Here is a 17,345-nt window from a genome sequence, read left to right as displayed (position 1 = left end):
TATATAATCGATTTTCTTCAGTGCCGACGTACCAAATCTACCGGACAAGGAGAAAATCCGTGACCATACGCCTGATCCTGCTCACAGCTGCCGCCATCTGTCTCCAAGCCGCCACCGCTTTCGGGCTCTGGGACTATGAGCCCCCCGCCGTCTCCACGCCACCCCTTATGGGTTGCTGGTCCGATGATACCGTCTCCTATGCCGTGGGGTTCGACGGCGCTGCCTTCCGCCATTCAGGGGGCTCCTGGTCGGACATCTCCGACGGCACCCTCTCCGGTGCCGTGCTCTTTGCCGTCCACGCCACCCCATGGGGAACCGTGTATGCCTCAGGCTACCGCCTCGGCCCCCCGCTGTTCGACTCCAACAACGACGGAACCATCAACGCCGTAGACACCCAAAGCAAGTACGGCGTGATCTTTCGCTACACCGGATCCACCTGGGAGGAGCTCAACACGCAGTACGGACCGGAGTCCCCCTATTTTGCATCCTCCTTTACAGGCCTGTGGGTTGACGAAAACGGTGTGGTCTACCTGTCCGGGGGGAAACAACGCTCGGCAACCGACACAACACCTGCCGGGGTTCTCCTCTCCTTTGACGGCGCCTCTTTCCCCCCCCTGATCGGGGCATCTCAAGAACTTCCCAACATGTACGCCATCAACGGCTTCGGTTCCAAAGCCTATATTTCCAGCGCCGGAGGCCTTGTCATTGAACTGAACACCGGCACAAACGCACTCACCCCCTTAAACAGCGGCGGGCTCAGCCTCGACTTTCGAGGGGTCTGGCAAACAGCGGACAAAACCCTTTATGCCGTGGCCGAAGCCACCTACGGGTACATCCTCCGATACCACGCCACCAAGGGCTGGCAGCAAATGGCCATCGACAAAGAGGATCGCCCGCCCCTGTTGTGCATTAACGAGGGCAACGGGCTCCTCGTGGCTGCCGGGAGCTACGGCAAGGCGTATTATCTGGACACCGACAACGACGTATGGAAGGAGATGCTCACAGGCACACAGAACGACATCAACTGCCTCAGCGCAGCAGAGGACGGCCTCCTGGCTGCCACCAACACGCCCTCCGGCTCCACCACCACCCCAACGGGCGCCCTGTACCGCATGACGGAAGCAGAGCCGAACACCGCTTACATCCTGGCGGATCAACCCACAGGCATCGGTGTCAAAGTGGACGGCACCTACACCCATGAGGTCATCCTCTACGACTTTGCCCTGGGGGACATCTGGAAGCGGGAATGGCGTTTCAACACCGGCATAGATGACCCCGTGCCCTCTTACGGGGTTCTCTACTCTTCCACCCCGTCAGGGGCCACCACCGCCCTCTACATTACCGGCGAAGGCGGAGAAGAGAGCAACCGGGAGCTGCGTATTCATCCCTGCACCGGATGCACGCCCCACCTGGAGGTCTCAGGGGATGTCATCCACCTGACCGTCAACTCCGGGGTCACCACCCAGAACCAGATCAAAGAGATCCTTGAACAGAGCCACGCGGTCTCTGAGGTATACCCCCGACACGGCACCAGCCCCTGGGAGGTCTCATCCAAGGATTACGACAGCGTCCAGCTTACGGGAGGACGCAATAACGAGGACATCTTCGTCAACGAAGAGACCAAAGGCGATGACTACTACCTTGCCGTCCACCGGTTCAAGGGAGTGGGAGAATGGCACCCGGAGCTCATCGTGTATCGGGAAAACATCGCCTACATTGACGGTATGATCAAGCTATGGGGGCACAGGACCCAGGAGCCGGGGCCCACCGTCACTATCCAAGACACCGGGGAAACACCGGCGTCGGAATCTGCAACGGGCGTCCTGGGCGACCTTATCAATATCACCGCCCCTCCCGGCGTAAGGGGAAACATCGAGGTACGTCTCGAAAGTCCCGCACCATCAGATGAGGTGACCTCCACCTTCTCTTCAGTGTACAACACCCTTACTGTCCACATCCGTAACGGTACCACCACCATCCAGGCCATCATCGACCACCTGAACACCCTGGACGATACCATTGCGTCGGCGTCCTTTAAATCGGACAACGGCAACATTTCCGACAGCAGCAGCCCCTGGCTTGACGAATACGAAACAAGCGTCACCCTGGCAGGGGGGACCAACCACGCAGAGGGCGAGTACGACGAGGCAAGCAACACGGTCACCCTCACCATTGACAGCGGCATCACCACCACCACGGACATGGCCATCGCCCTTTCCGAGGTATGCAGGGCCCCCGAAGACAAAGAGACCCGAATCTTTGATAAAGTAAACGATCTGGTTGCCTACAAAATCTGGGACACTGACGAACGCACCGACACAGTGAGCCTTACCGGCATCTCCACGAAACCCGCCAGCACCACCGTCCGGGTCTTTCCCCCGGAGGACCTTGATTTCAAGCATACCCCCGAGAGCGCCAACCTCTCGGCAACGGTCACCTTTACAGACAAGTCCAACCCGGACCTGGGCATCTCAAAATGGCAATGGGAAATTTTGCGCATCGTGGACGGCGAATACAAAACCGAAGCCCACGCCACCAGTGAGAGCGGCTCTGCGGAGATATCTGTTTCGGAACTCGGGAAATACGACATCAGGATGCGTGTTGTGACCAAGGACGGGTCCTATCTTGAACAGGTCAAGGAAGATGCCCTTAAAATAAACGGAAAACACGCCGGAGACTCCAGCCTGGGCGGCGCCAACGGCTGTTTCATCGGATCGTTACCCCGCTTTTGACACAACGATTTATCACACCGACACATAAAAAAAGCCCCCCTTACGGAGTCGCTCCGAAGGGGGGCTTTTCATGTCGTGAAAAGTGGGTTTATGTCCTACTGACGCACAAGGCGGCGGTTGGGAAACGCCGTGGGTGAACTGCTCCGGCACGGGTTGATGTCCAGGCCGCCCCGTCGGGTAAACCGCCCCACCACCGTAAGGGCCGTGGGGGCCAGGCGGGCCATGATGTCCGTGTAGAGGGTCTCCACACAGTTCTCGTGGTAGCCCGTGTGGGTCCGAAACGAAACAAGGTAGGCAAATAGCGCGGTCTCGTCGATCTTTTTCCCGGAGTAGGTGATCTCCACCGTGGCCCAGTCGGGCTGGCCGGTCACCGGGCAGTTGGTGCGCAGGATATGGGAGCACAGGGTCTCGTCCGTGACGTCACCGTCCCCGTGGGCCAGAAGGGAGGCGTCCACCTCATAGACATACGAATCGGCTTCATGGTGATCGATGCACCGCCCACCTGCGCGATGCGTCCCCAGGGCTTCGGTGTCGTCGCACCCGAACAGGGAGACCGTCACCTCCCCTTCCGCCACCCTGGAAAGATCGCCCGCCATGGCCTTCCTCACCGCCTCAGGGCTCTCAAACCGGCTCATGTTAAAGGAGTTCAGATAAAGTTTCAGGGACTTGGACTCCACAATGCACCGACTGGTGGCCGGAACCCTGATCTCGGCCACCGAAGAGACGGGTTTGCCCTTACCGTCCAGCCAGGAGAGTTCCCAGGCCGTCCAGATGTCTTCGCCACAAAAGGGAAGCGCCTTCCCGTCCAACCCCAAAGCCCCCCGGCCCAGGGACCGCTCCACCGGAAACAGCTGGGACGGGTCGTAGGTAAAGGTGTATCCGATTTTCTTCCCCAAGGGGTTTTCCGTTCTCATACAAACTCCCATCATGGATAAAAAAAAGCCTCCGGCGGCCCTGCCGGGGGCCAAACGTTTAAAACGTCTGACAAACAAGTTCTAAGGACGATGTTGGTTCACTCGAGCGTCATTGGTAGCCACGGGCACAGCCCGTCAGCGAATGTGTAAGGGTGAGGAACGATCCCTGGAGCATTCGCGAACCTGGGGTGCAGGGGCTCAGCCCCTGCCCGCCGGAGGCATCGTTTCCAGCTATGCCAGGTATGTCGTCGGATCGAGGCCTTCGTCAAAGCGCAGGGCATACTTGCGCTCGTCGCAGGCGCCGCAGGTGCCGCAATGGGCGGTGCCGCCTTTGTAGCAGGTCCAGGTGGCGGCAAAGTCCACGCCCAGGGTGCGGCCCAGATCGCCGATTTCCCGCTTGTCCAGCTGGGCAAAGGGGAAGGCGATGGTCACCTGGCCGTCGGTGCCGAGGTGGATGGCCTTGCCCAGGGCCTCGTTGAACTCGGGGCGACAGTCCGGGTAGATGAAGTGATCCCCTGCGTGGGAGGCCAGGACCACCTGGCGCGCGCCCACGGATTCGGCGTAGCCCGCGGCAATGGAGAGCATGATGCCGTTTCTGAACGGGACCACGGTGCTCTTCATGTTCTCGGAGTCGTAGGCGCCGTCGGGCACCTCCTCCCCGGATTTAAGGAGGCTGGAGTCAAAGAGCTCGTTGATGAAGGGGAGCGGCACCAGGGTGTGGGTCACCCCCAGATGATCGCACATGGCCTTGGCCATGGGAAGCTCGCTGGCGTTGTGCTTGGAGCCGTAGTCAAAGCTGATGGCCACGCATCGCTGGCCTTTGGACAGGCAATGGGCAAGAAGGACGGCGGAGTCCATGCCGCCGGAGAGGACCACAACGGTTTCATACATGGGTCAGATTCCTTTTTTGGTATCAAAGGCGAGGATGTGAAGACGGCTTGCCATGCGATAGCCCATCTTGACGCAGTGGTCCCAGACCAGGGGCATGTTTTCAACCTGCTCGTCCCGGGTCATGCCCAGGGGCATGAGCCACACCCGGTCTTTATCCAGGGCGTGGTCCGCCACAAAGGCGTCAATGAGGCCAAGGGTCCCTTGGCTGGCCACGAACTTGAGATGCCGCGCCCGGGCAACGCTTGTCCGGTCCACGTGCCAGGAGCCCTCCAGATACTTGGGCGAGAGGATCACCTCCCCCCTGATGTCTTCGGGCACAGGCACCTTGCCCGAGGTCTCGTACTGCACGGCAAAGCCCAGCTTAGACAACACCCGGTCCAGCTCCCAGAGGCCTTCCTCCCACTGACGCAGGGGCTCGCCCCCGGTGATGACCACAAAGCCAAGCCCACTCTCCTTGGCAGCCGCCGCAAGGTCCGAAACCGACACCTCGGTGCCCTCGTCCCAGGCCCCTTTGGTGTCGCACCAGGGACACAAGGGCGGAACGCAGCCTGCCAGGCGGATGAAGAAAGCGGGTCGCCCGGTGTGGGGTCCCTCTCCCTGGAGGGAGGCAAACATTTCATGGAGTCTCAGCATGGGCATCGCCTTACGCCGTCACCGTGGCCCAGGAGTCCGGGGTCTCGTAGAGCCGCACCTCTTTTAAGGTGAGCCCGTGGAATTCCGGCGCCTCGGACAGGGTCTTGAAGATATGGAGCACCATGTTCTCGGCCGTCACCGGCAGGTTCTCGTACTCGGGGAGTTCGTTTAAATTGGCGTGATCGTAACGGTCCACGATGCGCTCCTTCACCAGGCCCTTGAGCTCGGTGAAGTTCAGGATCATGCCCGACGCATCCAGGGGACCGGCCACCGTCACCCTGAGGGTGTAGGTGTGTCCGTGAAAGGCCGCGCACTTGCCGTAAAGGGCCTTGTTCTCTTCTTCGGAAAAATCGTGACGGCAGAGCTTGTGGGCTGCGTCAAATCGGAACTCTTTGGTAATGGAAAGCATGGGCCACCTTGGTCACCGCCACACGTGCAGGAAGAAGCCCGGCAAACCATCCTATGATTGGATCAAGAAAGGGTTACACGAAGGGGCCACAACCGGCTGCGCGGTCAGTGAGGGAGAATTTATTGTGCGGGATGCCTCTCGTCCGCATGGGCTTATTTCTTGTAAAAAAAGCCCCATCCATAAAAACCGCCGAGGCCAACACCACGGCAGATCCATTCTTTACTATACAACAACGCGCCTTTGTATCACAGCCCGGGCCAATTGGAAATGGGGAAAAAGCAGGGGATAGGGAAAATTAGGTCATAGGTTAATTAGGTTATGGATGCTCATTTTTATGACCTGCCCCCCCCCCTATGACCTGTTTTCCCTATCACCTGCTTTCCCTCATTTCAGGGTCCGCCTCACCAGGTCCAGGGCTTTAAACGCAAACACCCGCTTGTTCATGTGGCGGTCTTTAAAAGGGGAGACAAACCGGTGCGTCTCGGTGCCCGCCTCCGTGGCAACACCGATCCAGACGGTGCCCACGGGTTTTTCGTCGGTGCCGCCGGAGGGCCCTGCGATGCCGCTGGTGGCAACGCCGATGTCGGCGCCGGAGACACGCCTTGCCCCTTCAGCCATCTCGGCCACGGTCTCGGCGCTCACCGCCCCCCAGGTTTCAAGGGTATGCCCTGAAACGCCCAGCACCTTCTCCTTGGCGCTGTTGGCATAGGTGACGGCCGAAAGGAAGAACCAGTCCGAGCTCCCCGGAACATCGGTAAGGAGGTTTCCGATGAGGCCGCCGGTGCAGCTCTCGGCCACTGCAAGGGTTTTCCCGGCCCCTTTCAGAGAGGCGGCCACGGCCTCGGGCATGGAGAGACCGGCCTCCGAGACCACATACCCATCCAGGCGCTTCAAGGCTTCTGCCGAGGCAGCCTCCTGGCGTTGGGCCAGTCCGGCATCTGCCCCTGCAAACGCCCAGATCTTCACCTCAATGACGGGAAAGGAGGCCCGATAGCCCACATGGACCCCGGGAAACCCGGCCTCGATGCCGGAAATCCGCTCCCCCACCACAGACTCGGGAAGCCCGAAGGTGGTGATGGCGGTCTTGACCAGACGGCTCCCTTTGGGCTGCATCCCGGAGATGGCGGGCGTCACCGACTCGGTCATCAAAAATCGCATCTCCCGGGGCACCCCGGGCAGAAACCAGAACCGGGTGCCGGAGAGCTCCAGGGAAAAGGCCGGGGCCGTGCCCACGGGGTTGGGAATACAGGCAGCTCCCTTGGGAAGGCGGGCCTGCTTGAGGTTCGATGCGGGCACCGGCGCCTTGCGGCCTTCAAAATAGGCGGCAACGGAGGCTGAGGCCACAGGGTCTTCCACCAGGGGGACCCCGGCGGATTCGGCAGCGGCCCGGGTGGTGAGATCATCTTCCGTGGGCCCTAGGCCGCCGGTCACCACTGCCACATCGCACCGCCCCGCCACCCGGGAAAAAACCTCTTTCAGGGCGGACAGATTGTCCCCCACGGAAAGGTGCCGCACCACCTCCACGCCCAGCTCGCACAGCTGCTCTGAAATCCAGGCGGCGTGGCTGTCCACCACCTCCCCTTTGAGAATCTCCTCACCGGTTGTGATCACCATCGCTCTCATTCGTGTCGTCTCCTTTCACCGGTGGCACGGGCCGCCCTTTTAGATGGGGGAGACCCGGCACCTGCCCGCAGGCATCTTATTCGTGCAAAATCACAACGCCACTGCCCTTTGGCGTGGGCGCTCCGGTTACTTTATGCCAACCGTGGCGGGGACGCAAACCCCAATAACGGCCCTGAGTTCCCCCACCGGGCATAAGGAACCGTATCCTCCGATTTCGGTTGGTCATCCCCCCGTTTTATGGTAAATTGCCCCTCGTTGGTTGATTCCGGCGTGCATATTTTACCGAACGTTCAATATTTTAGGATTGGGCACCGGTGGCACCCGGTGGACCCCGACTGCTTTACCGGGTCGGCCCAACCCCCCGTTGGGCCGACCCGGTAGAGCGCACAAAACGCGCCACAGGTTGACCATCCGCTGGTCGCATCCCCTCGCGAGGACTTTGCCATTTGAATGTGGAAAACCGCCTGCATGACGGTGCTCCCATTTGACGCAAGCCCCCCTGGCTTTCGAACACAACGGAGATCTTTAGCCGGTGACGCCAATAATAATCAGGCTGTCATTCAACGGAAACAAACGCTTGCAAGGGTTCCAAAAGGTGGACTCCGTGTCCGTATTTTCGCACTATCCTTTGCCTTTTTAGCGAGTTACCGGAAGCTCACTGGAAAATTGTTGCTTGTTTCGACCACATGAAGTATGAGACTATTTTCCCCTGAGGCGTTGTCAAAACGCCCCGAACACTCGTGTTAAGGTTCCGTTTTTAAATTGCAAAATACGATTGATACGGCACGTCGTGCCTTTACATGTATAGTGTTGCGTTACCAGTAATCAAGGAAATAGGCGTATGGCAAAGAGTCTTTACATCAGCACAACCAACGCCAGGAGCGGAAAATCAACCATCGTTCTTGGTATCATGCAGCTTCTCTTGAGGGACCTGCACAACGTTGGCTTTTTCAGGCCCATCATCAACCCCGTGGACGGCGAGCGCGACTACGACACCGATCTGGTCCTCTCCCACTTCTACCTCGGCATGAGGTACGAAGACACCTACGCGATGACCCTGGACGAAGCCAAAAAACTCGTCAATGCCGGCAAACAGAACCAGATGATCGAGATCATTCTCAACAAGTACAAGCAGCTTGAAGAGAAGTATGATTTCGTTCTCTGCGAGGGCATCGATTTCGTGGTGGGCAACGAAGCCTTCACCTTCGACATCAACGCCGTGGTTGCCGCCAACATGGGCTGTCCCGCCCTGGTTGTCACCAACGGGCACAGCGCCACCATCGATGAAATCGTGAGCCTGAACCACCTGGCCATGGAAGATCTCGAGGACAAGGGAGTTGATATCCTCGGCATCATGGTCAACCGTGCAGATGCCTCACAGACCGAGATCATCCTTGAGACCCTCCAGAAGGACATCAAGGTGGACAACTGCTCCTTCCACGTCATCCCGGAAGACAGCAACCTCATGAAGCCCACGGTGGCGGATCTGCAGAAATGGCTGGGCGCCGATGTCATCTACGGCAAAAAGGCCATGGACAAGATGATTGACGGCTACGTCATCGCCGCCATGCAGATCAACAACTTCCTCAACTACATCAAGGAAGACAGCCTCGTGGTCACCGCAGGAGACCGGACGGACATCATCCTGAGCGCCATGGCGTCCCGTCTCTCCAATGCCTACCCCAACATCTCCGGTATCCTCCTCACCGGCGGCATCGCCCCGTCCGAGAGCATCCAGAGGCTGGTGGAAGGCTGGGAAGGGATCCCCGTTCCGATCCTTCTCGTCAAGGACCCCACGTACCCCACCATGCGGAACCTGAACCACGTGCACGCGCGGCTCGAGTCCAGCAACCCCAAAAAGATCGCCTCCGCCCTGGGCCTCTTTGAAGCCCATGTGGACACCCAGGAGATGCGCAGGAAACTCATCGAGCGCAAATCCGTCAACGTCACCCCCCAGATGTTCGAGTACAACCTCATCCAGAAGGCCAAGAAGAACAAGCAGCACATCGTCCTGCCCGAAGGCACCGGCGAGCGTATCCTGAACGCCTGCGACATCCTCCTGCGCCGCGACGTCTGTGAAGTGACCCTCCTCGGCAAAGAGTCCGAAATCCAGGCCAAGATCTCCAAGCTCGGCCTCGACCTGGCCGGGGCCCACATTGTGGAGCCCACCAAGAGCCCGCTCTACGAAGAGTACGTCAACGATTTTTATGAGATGCGCAAGAACAAAAAGGGCATGAACCAGGATGTTGCCCGCGACCTCATGAGCGACGTGACATACTTTGCCACCATGATGGTGCACAAGGGCCACGCCGACGGCATGGTCTCCGGTTCCGTGAACACCACGGCCCACACCATCAAGCCCGCGTTCCAGATCATCAAGACCAAGCCCGACGCCTCCATCGTCTCGTCCATCTTCCTGATGTGCCTGAAGGATCGCGTCCTGGCCTTTGGTGACTGCGCGGTCAACCCCACTCCCAATGCAGAACAGCTCGCTGAAATCGCCATCGGATCCGCCCAGACCGCCGAAATCTTCGGCGTCGACCCCAGGGTGGCCATGCTCTCCTACTCAACCGGGTCTTCCGGCAAAGGTGCCGAAGTGGAGAAGGTGATTGAAGCGACCAGCATCGCGAAGGAGCGCTGCCCCGATCTGCTTCTCGAAGGTCCCATTCAGTACGATGCCGCCATCGATCCGTCTGTGGCGCGAACCAAACTGCCCGACAGCAAAGTCGCCGGTCAGGCTACGGTCTTCATCTTCCCTGATCTCAACACCGGGAACAACACCTATAAAGCGGTACAACGCTCCTCCGACCAGGTGGTTGCCATCGGCCCCGTACTCCAGGGCCTCAACAAACCGGTCAACGACCTGTCCCGAGGCTGCACCGTACCCGACATCGTCAATACCGTGGCCATCACCGCCGTTCAGGCGCAGGCGGCCAAAGGTCTGGTTTAGGTTACAGGACCGGCACACCATGCACGGGCAAGGGCGCCCATAAACCATGAACGCCCTTTACCCGCACGGTCCGCAGTTCGAGGAACATCCCCCAGGGTGCCATTCACCCGGGCGTTCCATTCAACGATTTTTCTGTTACAAGGTAAAATTCTATCATGAAAGTATTGGTTATTAACGCTGGCAGCTCATCCCTCAAATACCAGCTCCTCGACATGGAAAATGAAGCCGTTATGGCCAACGGCATTGTAGAACGTATCGGTGAAACCGTGGGCAAGCTTACCCACAAGGCCTTCCCCGACACCGACAACGAGAAAAAAGTGGTCAAGGAAGAAGAGATCAAGGATCACAAGATCGGCATGCACATGGTGCTGGACCTCATCACCGGCTCCGAAGCCGGCGTGATCTCCGACCCCAAAGAGATCGACGCCATCGGCCACCGCGTGGTTCAGGGCGGCGAATCCTTCACCAGCGCCTGCGTGGTTGACGGCCCCGTCAAGGTTGCCATTGCGGACAACAACCCCCTGGCACCCCTGCACAACCCCGCCAACCTCATGGGCATCGAAGTGGCCGAAGAGCTCTTCCCCGGCACCCCCAACGTGGCGGTATTCGACACCGAGTTCCACTCCTCCATGCCCAAGGAAGCCTTCCTCTACGCCCTCCCCTACGACTACTACAAAGAGCTGCGCATCCGTCGTTACGGTTTCCACGGCACCTCCCACAAGTACGTCTCCCGTAAAGTGGCCGAGTGCATGGGCAAAAAGGCCGAGGACATCAACGTCATCACCGTGCACCTGGGCAACGGCTGCTCCATGGCCGCTGTGGAAAAAGGCAAGTGCCAGGACACCTCCATGGGCATGACCCCCCTTGCAGGCGTCATGATGGGCACCCGAAGCGGTGACATCGACCCCGCCATCGTGGCCTACATCGCTGAGAACAAAGGCATGAGCGCTTCCGAGGTGGACTCCCTGCTCAACAAGCAGAGCGGCCTCAAAGGCGTATGCGGCCTCAACGACATGCGTGACATCCACTCTGCCGTTGAAAATGGCGACGAGATGGCCAAGCTGGCCCTCGACATGTTCGCCTACCGCGTCAAAAAGTACATCGGTGCCTACACCGCCGTTCTCGGCAACATCGATGCCATCGTCTTCACCGCCGGTATCGGCGAGAACGACGACATCACCCGCGCCCTCATCTGCGAGAACCTCTCTGGCCTGGGCATTGACATGGACTTCGACAAAAACAACGGTCGCAAGGGCGAGCCCACCGCGGTTCACACCGACGCCTCCAAAGTTCAGGTCTGGGTCATCCCCACCAACGAAGAGCTCCAGATCGCCCAGGAAGCCGTGGAACTGCTCAAGTAAGTTTCCGCTTCCCCGTCACATGACGGCGGCATGATCAAAAGAAAAGGCTCGAAAGGACCCCTTGTCCCTTCGGGCCTTTTTTTATGCCCTGCCCGTTACGCCGTAAGGAGCACTGCAGGGTTGACGCAAAAAAGACGTTGGCATACATACAGATCACTTTGTACAATAAAAGACGCCGTGCCAGAGGGGAGAGTTCCCTGTGGCGCATCGCAAAACCAAACGCCAGGGTCGTTCACCGACGAGCGCAGACACACCGATGGGAGGAAACACGTTGAAAGAGCTCTATGTGGTCCTGTTTGAAGGAAAAGTCAGGGAGCGTGAGAGCAAACGGGAGGTCAAAAGCAGGCTGATGGACTGTTTCAACATGGGCCAGGCAGCCATAGACCGCCTCTTCTCCGGACAGCGCGTCATCGTCTTTCGGAGTGAGGACCGAGCCAAGACCGACGACTTTGCCAAGCGCTTTGCAGAGACCGGCGCCCTCTGCCGCATCGAGGTGGATTTCCGGGAAGAGGCGGAAAAAGAGCCCCCCCTGGAAAGCAGCCAGCAGCCCGAAGAGGAGCACCGGGCCGAGGACGTTCACTGGGAGGACGACGGGGCCGCCTCATCCCTGGACGCCTCCCCCCTGCTGCCCCTGTGGCAAAGCTTTGCAGGCCCCCGCGGGGAGTGGTATGCAGAAAAATTCAAGCTCTTTTCCAAGGACGGGCGCACGGCCTTTGCCCCCTCCTGGAACTGGGGAGCCTTTCTCTTTGGTATTGTTTGGCTCATCTACCGTAAAATGTACGGCCTGGCCATTCTCTTTTTCGGCATCTCCGCAGCCGGTATCGTCATCCCCGGTGGCAGCCTTGCTGTCTCCTTTTTTTTCGGGGCCTTTGCCAATTTTCTCTACTTTCTCCACGTCAAGAAAAAGGTCGACGCCATCATCTCCGCCAGCGACCAGATCGACCCCAACCTGGCCATGGAGCGTATCGGAGGTGTCAACCCCATCCCCAAGGTCCTGGCCATCTTCCTCATCATGATGGGTGTCATGGCCTTTATAGGAACCTACCTCTTCGACCTGAGCGAACTCACCCCCCATCTCCAGTAAGGAGTCCGGTGCCCCCCTGGGGGTGCCGGGCCGACACTTCTTCCTTGACAGAAAAAATGAAAATCCTCTAGTCTGATATCAGCGCCATACGGTCCCCTTGCGATCCCATTGCACACCTCCCCGCCTCCCCCGGAAGAATACGCGGCATCCGCCCAGGACGAACCTCTTCCTGACCTTCAGGTCTCCCCACATTCAATGATACCGCTTCCAGGCTCTTCCCCAACAAGACCCGATGCGCATTGGCACCCCCGCTCCAGGGTGGCTCAGGCCCTCTGTTTTTATCATCCATTTCCCAGGAGGTAAGCATGGCAGCTCAATACGTTGCAGACAGACGGGACATCGATTTTGTGTTGTTTGACCAGTTTGACGCAGAGTCGCTGACACATCACCCGATATACGCCGACTTCAACCGGAAGACATTTGAAATGGTGATCAACGAGGCCAGGAAATTCGCCCTCAAGGAGCTGCTCCCCACCTACGGCCTGGGGGATCGCCAGGGGGTGCAGTTCGACCGGGGAACGGTCACGCCGCCGGAGTGCTTCCGGCGTCCCTTCGAGCTGTTCCGAGAAGGTGAGTGGCTGGCCCTGTCCGAAGAACCGGAGGTGGGGGGCCAGGGACTCCCCTTTCTCGTCAGCAACGCTGCCGGGGAGTACCTTATCGGCACCAACTTTGCCTTCTCCAGCTATGCCATGCTGGGCCACGGCGCCGGTAAAATGATCGAGCGATACGGCACCGAACACCAGAAAGACCTCTTCATGAAAAAACTCTACTCCGGGGAGTGGACGGGCACCATGCTCCTCACCGAACCGGACGCGGGCTCCGACGTAGGTGCCCTCACCACCTCAGCCACCCCCAACGACGACGGCACCTGGTCCATATACGGCACCAAGGCCTTCATCACCTCGGGGGACCACGACCTCACCGACAACATCATCCACCCGGTGCTGGCCCGTATCGAAGGGGCCCCTGCCGGAACCAAGGGCATCTCCATCTTCCTGGTCCCCAAGATCTGGGTTAATGAGGACGGATCCCTGGGCGAGCCCAACGACATTGTCTGCACGGGCATCGAAGAGAAGATGGGACTCCACGGCAGCGCCACCTGCAGCATGTCCCTGGGAAGCAAGGGCACCTGCCGCGGCCTGCTCCTGGGAGAGGCCAACAAAGGGATGCGCATCATGTTCACCATGATGAATGAAGCCAGGCTCGGTGTGGGGATCCAGGCCTTTTCCCACGCCTCGGCCGCCTATCTACTGGCCCTGGAATACGCCCGCACCCGCAAGCAGGGGCGCGCCGTGGAAGAGGCCCTGGACCCTACGGCCCCGTCCGTGCCCATCATCGACCACCCGGATGTCCGGCGCATGCTCCTTGAGATGAAATGCTGCGTGGACGGCATGCGGAGTTTTGCCTACTACATCGCCCTGCTCATGGATCACCACCGCATGGGCGCCTCCCCGGATGACCAGGAGATGGCCGATGACCTTGTGGGGCTTCTCACCCCCGTGCTCAAGGCCTACAACGGCATCAAAGGCTACGACGTGTGCACCAAGGCCATCCAGGTGTACGGCGGGGCCGGTTACCTCCGGGACTACACCGTGGAGCAGATCTCCCGGGACTGCAAGATCGCCTCCATCTACGAGGGCACCGACGGAATCCAGGCCATGGACCTGCTGGCGCGGAAACTCGGCATGAAAAAAGGGCAGGTTTTCATGGAGCTGTTGGCCCGCATGAACCGCACCGTCGAAGAGGCAGCCGAACTCGACGCCACCCGGCCCCTCACCGAGGGGGCCTCCAAACTCGTCAGCCGACTGGGCGATTGCGCCATGGCCATGGGTAAGAGCCTCCTTGAAGGCAACCTCCGAACAGCCTTTGCTCACTCCGTGCCCTTCCTTGAAATCATGGGTGATGCGGTCATGGCCTGGATGCTCCTCTGGCGCGCCGTAGCGGCTGCCAGAACCCTTAAGTCCGGGGCCAAAAAAAAGGATATCCCCTTTTATAACGGCCAGATCAAGGGAGCCGAGTTCTTTTTCAGCAACCTCCTGCCCGTGACCATGGGCAAAATGGAGGCCCTCACCGCCCTGGGGGATGCGGCCGTCACCATGGAAGATAAAGGCTTCGGAGGGTAAGAGGCAGGCGAAACCTGCCGTCTCTTTTCCATGGCGCCTGTGCTCAATTCCTGTGACAGGCCGGCGCATTGTCTGCTATGGTTCAATCACTACCCAAAAATAAGGAAAACGCCTATAATCAATGTCGTCAGACGTGCTTCAAACCAGGCTTTCAGCCGGAAGGGACCCGATGAAAACCAACAGAATCAGTGCATCTCAAGAGCGCCTTTTACTATTCATCACTGCTGCGGGAACTTTTCTTATTTCCGGCCGATTCGACCTGTTTGAGCGTATTGTGGACATCACAAACACCTATGAGGCCTTTGAACTCGATGAATTCATCATGGTGTGCATCGTGCTGGTGTTCTGCCAGGCCATCCTCCTGCACCGTAGATGGTCCAGCCTGAAGCAGGCCAAAAAGAGCCTTGAAAGCCGGAATACGGAACTCCGGGAAGCCCTGACCGAGATCAGGCAACTCAAGGGCATCATCCCCATCTGCGCCTCCTGCAAGAAGATACGGGATGACCAGGGCTACTGGCACCAGGTGGAGGCCTACCTCAGCGCCCACTCCGAAGCGCGCTTCAGCCACGGCATCTGCCCGGCCTGCATGGACACGCTCTGCAGGACCATGGACGAGGAGACCGTTCTCCCTCCCGGCTCCAAACCGCCCCCCACAGATCAGCACGCATCCCCCGCCAAGGATTGACTTAGGTACCACTTTCGATTATGTAGCTTTTTTATAGCAATCAAGCCGCCCGTCGGGCGGCTTGCCACGTTTTACAGCAGGTAGATATCATTATGAGTGTTGCATTACAGGACGAAGAGTCCGGCGTCTCCCCGGTAGAAAAGTCCGCGTTGGTCCAGGGCCTCCTGGCCATCTGGCCCATCTGCGTCGGATACATCCCCCTGGGGCTGGCCATGGGGGTCCTGGGAGAAAAGGCGGGGCTCACCCCCGTTCAGGTCTGTTTCATGTCCCTCTGCGTCTTTGCAGGCAGCGGACAGTTCATCGCGGTCTCCATGATCACGGCAGGGGCCTCCATCCCCGCCATCGTCCTGACCACCTTTATCGTCAACCTGCGCCACCTGCTCATGAGCTCCTCCCTGGCCGTCCACTACCGGGGGGCCTGCCGCAAGAAGATCACCATGCTCAGCTACGGCATCGTCGACGAAACCTTTGCCGTCAACTTAAACCAGCTGAAAAACGGCCCCTGGGAGGTCGACAAGGCCATCGTGGCCAGCTACGCGGCCTTCTTCTCCTGGGTGGCGAGCACCACCGTGGGATGCTTTTTCGGACGCTTCATCCCGGAAAACGCCTTTGGCCTCAACTACGCCCTGACGGCCATGTTCATCACCCTGCTCATCTACCAGCTCAACGGCCCCATCTTCACCCTCACCGCCGTGATCTCAGGGGTCGTAGCCGTGGGACTCTCCCTGGTCATGCCGGGCAACGCCTACATCATCATCGCCACCCTTTTTGCCGCCACGGCCGGGGTGATCATCAAAAAACGGAGGCCCGCCCGTGGAAACCACTAGCTTTGTCCTTCTTATCCTCGGCATGGGCCTTGTCTCCTTCATCCCCCGATGGGTGCCCCTTTTCTTCCTCTCCAAGCGGCAGCTGCCGCCCCTGCTCATCGAGTGGCTGGAGCTGATCCCCGTCTCCATCTTAAGCGCCCTGCTGGTCCCGGCCCTGGTAACCCAGGGAACCCCCAGGGTCTTTGCGCCCTTCTCCATTGAGATGGCCGTGGCCGTACCCACTTTCATCTTTGCCTGGTACACGAAATCCTTAGGGGGAACCCTTGTGGTGGGAATGCTTCTCTACTGGGGTGCGGGCCTGGTTATGTAAGGGTGCAGGTGAGGCACTGCCGCACCAGATTCTCACTGCTCATGTGATTGCAGGAAATATACCCCACGAGCCCTTTTTTGCCGAACAGGGTCCGCGTGATCTCTGTCGGAGAGTGCCCCTCGTCGTGCAGCCCCCTCACCTTGTGGATGAGCTCCAGGTAATACGTCAGCTTCTTTTCCAGCATCCGGTGCCCGTCGGCCACAACGCCCTTGTGGGCGCAGAAAAGGGTCTCCACATCGTAGTCCAGAACGGCCTTCAGGCTTTTCAGATGCCCGGTAAGATCTTCATCGGCCCTGAACATCCTGACCCTGGGTGCAAGGAAAAGATCCCCTGTAAAAAGCCACTTTCTGTCCGGTTCCCAGAAACAGACATGGTCCGGAGAGTGCCCCGGGGTATGAATGGGCACGAGGGTGTGGCCGCCATCCGTTGCTACGGCCTTGGCCAGGGGCTCCGGCGATACCCTGGGGGTGCTCCCCCAAAAAACCTTCTGGTACATCCGAATGGAAAACCCCTCCCGCAACAAATCGAAACCTGCCGGGTGCGCATAGACAGGTGCGCCGGTCATCCGAGAAAGAAAGGCCGCGTTGCCGCTGTGATCCTCATGGTGATGGGTGAGAAGAATCTGACGGACCGGCCTCCCCTTGAAAAACCGGGCCACAGCCTTCTGATCGTTGGGCGGGCCTGTGTCGATCACCGTCTCGCCCAGGCAGAACATATGCACCGTTGAGTTGTCTGCCAGATTGTATTTGCCGACCTTTACGCCGGTCACGGAGTCATGGGTAAACGTACGGATAACACTCATA

The 17,345-nt window shown here is 59.1% G+C and carries 14 protein-coding genes; 8 read left to right on the top strand and 6 right to left on the bottom strand.

Annotated elements, in window-relative coordinates; genetic code table 11:
• Positions 1-59: 59 nt before the first annotated feature.
• Positions 60-2,732: a hypothetical protein gene (locus tag MSL71_RS21120; RefSeq protein ID WP_180144453.1), complete on the top strand. Its 2,673-nt coding sequence runs from the start codon at positions 60-62 to the stop codon at positions 2,730-2,732.
• Positions 2,733-2,827: 95 nt separating this feature from the next.
• Here MSL71_RS21120 and queF read toward each other — a convergent pair whose 3' ends face one another.
• The 5 genes from queF to MSL71_RS21095 all read right to left on the bottom strand — a co-directional run bounded on the left by queF (position 2,828) and on the right by MSL71_RS21095 (position 7,202).
• A complete protein-coding gene (queF, locus tag MSL71_RS21115) occupies positions 2,828-3,646 on the bottom strand; it encodes an NADPH-dependent 7-cyano-7-deazaguanine reductase QueF (protein ID WP_246317854.1) in 819 nt (272 codons plus the stop codon).
• Positions 3,647-3,877: 231 nt separating this feature from the next.
• Complete coding sequence (gene queC / locus MSL71_RS21110; RefSeq protein WP_180144450.1) at positions 3,878-4,537, bottom strand: 7-cyano-7-deazaguanine synthase QueC; 660 nt, start codon at positions 4,535-4,537, stop codon at positions 3,878-3,880.
• Positions 4,538-4,540: 3 nt separating this feature from the next.
• On the bottom strand, positions 4,541-5,170 hold the full coding sequence (locus MSL71_RS21105; RefSeq protein ID WP_246317845.1) for a 7-carboxy-7-deazaguanine synthase QueE: 630 nt from the start codon (positions 5,168-5,170) through the stop codon (positions 4,541-4,543).
• Positions 5,171-5,180: 10 nt separating this feature from the next.
• Positions 5,181-5,579: a 6-pyruvoyl trahydropterin synthase family protein gene (locus MSL71_RS21100; RefSeq protein WP_180144435.1), complete on the bottom strand. Its 399-nt coding sequence runs from the start codon at positions 5,577-5,579 to the stop codon at positions 5,181-5,183.
• A 384-nt stretch (positions 5,580-5,963) separates the two neighbouring features.
• Positions 5,964-7,202 (bottom strand): CinA family nicotinamide mononucleotide deamidase-related protein, encoded by a 1,239-nt coding sequence (locus tag MSL71_RS21095; RefSeq protein WP_180144432.1) that lies wholly within the window; start codon positions 7,200-7,202, stop codon positions 5,964-5,966.
• 841 nt (positions 7,203-8,043) lie between these two features.
• On the opposite strand from MSL71_RS21095, the gene pta reads away from it, so the two are divergent.
• From pta to MSL71_RS21060, 7 genes are all read left to right on the top strand, one after another.
• Positions 8,044-10,152, top strand: a complete 2,109-nt coding sequence (gene pta / locus MSL71_RS21090) for a phosphate acetyltransferase (protein ID WP_180144429.1) — start codon at positions 8,044-8,046, stop codon at positions 10,150-10,152.
• Positions 10,153-10,307: 155 nt separating this feature from the next.
• The gene (locus MSL71_RS21085) at positions 10,308-11,513 is read left to right on the top strand and encodes an acetate/propionate family kinase (RefSeq protein ID WP_180144425.1); all 1,206 of its coding nucleotides are present in this window, start codon (positions 10,308-10,310) and stop codon (positions 11,511-11,513) included.
• Between the two features lie 271 nt (positions 11,514-11,784).
• Positions 11,785-12,597: a DUF2628 domain-containing protein gene (locus MSL71_RS21080; RefSeq protein ID WP_180144421.1), complete on the top strand. Its 813-nt coding sequence runs from the start codon at positions 11,785-11,787 to the stop codon at positions 12,595-12,597.
• Between the two features lie 305 nt (positions 12,598-12,902).
• Positions 12,903-14,720, top strand: coding sequence for an acyl-CoA dehydrogenase (locus MSL71_RS21075; RefSeq protein WP_180144418.1), 1,818 nt, complete (start codon positions 12,903-12,905; stop codon positions 14,718-14,720).
• A 169-nt stretch (positions 14,721-14,889) separates the two neighbouring features.
• On the top strand, positions 14,890-15,405 hold the full coding sequence (locus MSL71_RS21070; RefSeq protein ID WP_180144415.1) for a hypothetical protein: 516 nt from the start codon (positions 14,890-14,892) through the stop codon (positions 15,403-15,405).
• A gap of 92 nt (positions 15,406-15,497) precedes the next feature.
• Entirely contained in the window at positions 15,498-16,232 is a 735-nt protein-coding gene (locus tag MSL71_RS21065; protein WP_180144412.1) for an AzlC family ABC transporter permease, read from the top strand.
• Positions 16,219-16,542 carry an AzlD domain-containing protein gene (locus MSL71_RS21060; RefSeq protein WP_180144408.1) on the top strand — a complete coding sequence of 108 codons (324 nt, stop codon included), beginning with the start codon at positions 16,219-16,221 and terminating at the stop codon, positions 16,540-16,542. Before MSL71_RS21065 ends, MSL71_RS21060 begins: the two co-directional genes overlap by 14 nt.
• Here MSL71_RS21060 and MSL71_RS21055 read toward each other — a convergent pair.
• On the bottom strand, positions 16,535-17,344 hold the full coding sequence (locus MSL71_RS21055; protein WP_180144406.1) for an MBL fold metallo-hydrolase: 810 nt from the start codon (positions 17,342-17,344) through the stop codon (positions 16,535-16,537). The two genes, MSL71_RS21060 and MSL71_RS21055, sit on opposite strands and share 8 nt — an antisense overlap.
• Between the last annotated feature and the right edge of the window lies 1 nt (position 17,345).

This window comes from Desulfoluna butyratoxydans (assembly GCF_900699765.1).
GTDB classification, from domain to species: domain Bacteria; phylum Desulfobacterota; class Desulfobacteria; order Desulfobacterales; family Desulfolunaceae; genus Desulfoluna; species Desulfoluna butyratoxydans.
Note: the sequence above shows the minus strand (reverse complement) of the source record. Positions and strands in the feature narration are given on the sequence as shown.